We start from the raw sequence: 2,861 nt of genomic DNA, 5'->3' as shown, positions 1-2,861 counted from the left end.
AGTTGGACCGTTCGTGTTCACTGAAGGTGCGAGTGGCTCGTTGCACCCTGACAAGAGTGCAATCAAAGCGAACGGGATACAGTTGCGTACGAGGCGAAACATTGGTCGGTCGGGTAACGTCACGGTTCAGCGGGGCCGCGCGAGCGACGCACCATTTCAAAAAGGTCAACTCGCGGCCTCCGTTGCAACCGATGGTTCGTCGCCTTGTCGGCAATTCTTTGGCGTAATCTCACCATCCAATCAAGGAGTCACTGAATGCTGTCGGCAACAGCGTCGTCACCAATGCCCGGATTCTTGAGCTTAACAGTAGTGCAAATCCAGGTTCCAAGCACGAGAAAACAGGCCGAGATAATTATCAACGCTGCGACGCCACCATTCGATTGTTGCGGCAATGCCCCGAGTATTCCGCCAGCGCCAAAGAGCGTTAGCAGCGTACCGAGAAGGCCAGCAGATTTCGGACTAAGTGGTTTACTCATTTCTTGTTCCATGGTGCATGTTGTGTGATCGGTAGAGCTGAGAGAAGTTGCGAGTCAAATCAAGTGACGCTCGTTGGTTTAATCCCATCGACGAACGTCACGCATCAGCGGGCGGCGGGAGTTGAGCGTCCATTGGTAAAACCTCTCCACCGCCGCTCCGTTGCATGCGATGGTTATGCATGGAATGTTCGGCAAGTCCGATCATCCAGTGAAGTATCACCTGACCGCCAATTCTAGTGTGCCGAAGGAGGTCCGAGCAACGAGCGCGCATCGACACAACGCGAATTATCCAACATCCGCCGATGGGCAAATGGATTGACGATGTCGAGCCATTCAAAACCCAGACCGCCGTCATCGACAATCGTTTTGCCCAAATCGGCAGTTTGAAAATCCAAGGTTTCAATCGAAGTCATCCGCGTTCATTGTTCGCCAACAATAACGTGGCCAACACCCGGACGATCGCGACGTTCCGATCATAGAAACGATCGGATCGGATCCGCGAAATTCCCGGCCTGCGATCGGTACGCCGCGATCGAGTATCCATCAAGTCGAAGTTTGAAGCGAAGCTACCAAAATCGTTCAGTGAGTAACGGTCGGAAACCGCAGAGTCATTCGCATAACGGTAGCGTTATGCGGGCGGGCGCGTTGGATTAACCATCTCAAACGTAATCTCGCCCGCTCCGTATCAACGCATGGTTATCCACCGATTTCCTGGCCGGTCGGAACCAACGATCGGATTGCCTCTGGAGCCAAGTCCGCACCATTGGGCCAGCAGATTGTTTTGCATACCGGATCGAGTGTGAACTGCGCGAAGACAGTTGGGTTAAGAAGCGGCTCGAACATTGGACCACTCAGCAGCGGCAGAAGGTCCACCGTTGCGTCGCATCCGTCGCTAAAACGAACAGAGAGAGAGGTTGGACCAGCAAGTTCAGCGTTGAGAATGTGCAGTATCATTATCGTCAATCCAGCGGTTCGATTGGCAGTAATGGTTGCTGTGCCTCGGCAAGAGCCCAGTCCGCAAACAGGGCGTCGCGGTGAAGCTCGCACCATTCGCCAACAAGTTTTGCGGCACGGCGAGGCAACCTACCCTCCAGTATAGCACCTGTGCGAATTTCGACGATTGCTTCGGAATCGCCGTAGATCGCGTGAAAGTGCGGCGGATTGTGGTCGCGATAGTAGATGTAGACGGCGATGCCGTAAAATTCGGATATACGTGGCATCGCCGCAGTCTACCACACACCTCCTACTACCGGATAACGGTCGGGTTCAGCGGGGCCGCGCGAGTGACTCACCATTTCAAAAACGTCAGGTCGCGGCCTCCGTTGCAACCCATGGTTCCCCGGTACGTAGAGCAGAGACAGGGATCAATCGTAATTGTCCCATGTCGCAAATACGTCGTCAATCGAATCCACCCATTTACCGGGCGGCACAACGAAGAATCGCTTTGGGTCAGGCGTTGCACCAGCGTATGTGGCCGTCGAATAGTCGTCCGCAACCTTGTGCTCGGCAGTTGAGACCATTAGCCAGACCCCATTGCCAGCTTGGTAAGTGTACCCTTCAGCGTGATGCGGCTGACGCTTCCATTTCGCGGCTTGTTCCGTAAGGCGATGATAGTGGTTGATGTATTTCGTGCGTCGATACAGGCGTGGACCAAAACAGCACACGACCGCGGCAATCGCTGTTAAGATTAGCGCAGTTTTGATGGTGAAACGTTTACGCATCAAACGAGCTGGCAATCTCAGTCGGGGAACGGCGGCGATCAGCGGGCCGGGAAAGTTGATTGTCCATTCGTGAAACCGCGCAAGCCCGGCTCCGTTGCATCGCATGGTTCGCCCATTTGCTTAGGTTGCCTGTGACAGAGCGAGCAACACCACCACAAATACATGAAGCCAATATAGACGCATGAACGGATCAGCGTGCCGATGTGATGTGAGTACCGCATCGAATAGGTCACATATCCGGATTCAATAAGCAACATGCCGATCAAGACAATGGTTGCGAATATGCCCCACCCGTACGTGAAGCGATCGAAACGGGGAAACAACTGAATCCGAGTGGACCGCCTAATACCGATGCCAATTAGGGCGACGGCGACGGGAAAGAGCAATGCGGTTGAAATCACCGATCCAGCAATTCCAACGGCAACCGAATCGGTGGTCGTACCAAACCCTTCGTTGTTCGCGATGGTGTAAAAGAAATGTTTCTCTCGCCACGGGGTTGAGCAGTACAGTGCGACACCGATCAGTGCGAGGCCCCATTTGTAGATTGGCAGTGCGGCAGGCGATCGACTTCCGGCATCAGCCAGAATGCCGCTAGGCTTCAACGTTGACGGTTCGTATGGATTTGGCATGAGCAGATGAGGTGAGTTGCTCAGTTGGGCGAACG

The 2,861-nt window shown here is 54.1% G+C and carries 5 protein-coding genes; all 5 read right to left on the bottom strand.

Translation table 11 applies throughout. The features are described from left to right. Positions 1 to 248 precede the first annotated feature (248 nt). A complete protein-coding gene (locus tag RSSM_RS01280; RefSeq protein WP_144059484.1) occupies positions 249 to 476 on the bottom strand; it encodes a hypothetical protein in 228 nt (75 codons plus the stop codon). A 696-nt stretch (positions 477 to 1,172) separates the two neighbouring features. Next, positions 1,173 to 1,430, bottom strand: a complete 258-nt coding sequence (locus tag RSSM_RS32065; protein WP_008673634.1) for a DUF2442 domain-containing protein — start codon at positions 1,428 to 1,430, stop codon at positions 1,173 to 1,175. 5 nt (positions 1,431 to 1,435) lie between these two features. Then, positions 1,436 to 1,696, bottom strand: coding sequence for a DUF4160 domain-containing protein (locus RSSM_RS01265; protein WP_008673633.1), 261 nt, complete (start codon positions 1,694 to 1,696; stop codon positions 1,436 to 1,438). A 144-nt stretch (positions 1,697 to 1,840) separates the two neighbouring features. After that, the gene (locus RSSM_RS01260; protein ID WP_044300493.1) at positions 1,841 to 2,197 is read right to left on the bottom strand and encodes a hypothetical protein; all 357 of its coding nucleotides are present in this window, start codon (positions 2,195 to 2,197) and stop codon (positions 1,841 to 1,843) included. 38 nt (positions 2,198 to 2,235) lie between these two features. Then, positions 2,236 to 2,861: hypothetical protein (locus tag RSSM_RS34405; protein WP_044300492.1), on the bottom strand; the 626-nt coding region annotated here is incomplete at its 5' end.

The sequence above is a fragment of the Aporhodopirellula sallentina SM41 genome (genome assembly GCF_000346505.1).
GTDB classification, from domain to species: Bacteria; Planctomycetota; Planctomycetia; order Pirellulales; family Pirellulaceae; genus Rhodopirellula; species Rhodopirellula sallentina.
Note: the sequence above shows the minus strand (reverse complement) of the source record. Positions and strands in the feature narration are given on the sequence as shown.

Excerpts from the sequence above, each read along its gene's own strand:
- RSSM_RS01280 (WP_144059484.1), bottom strand. The coding sequence starts at position 476 with ATGAGTAAACCACTTAGTCCGAAATCTGCTGGCCTTCTCGGTACGCTG.
- RSSM_RS32065 (WP_008673634.1), bottom strand. The coding sequence starts at position 1,430 with ATGATACTGCACATTCTCAACGCTGAACTTGCTGGTCCAACCTCTCTC.
- RSSM_RS01265 (WP_008673633.1), bottom strand. The coding sequence starts at position 1,696 with ATGCCACGTATATCCGAATTTTACGGCATCGCCGTCTACATCTACTAT.
- RSSM_RS01260 (WP_044300493.1), bottom strand. The coding sequence starts at position 2,197 with ATGCGTAAACGTTTCACCATCAAAACTGCGCTAATCTTAACAGCGATT.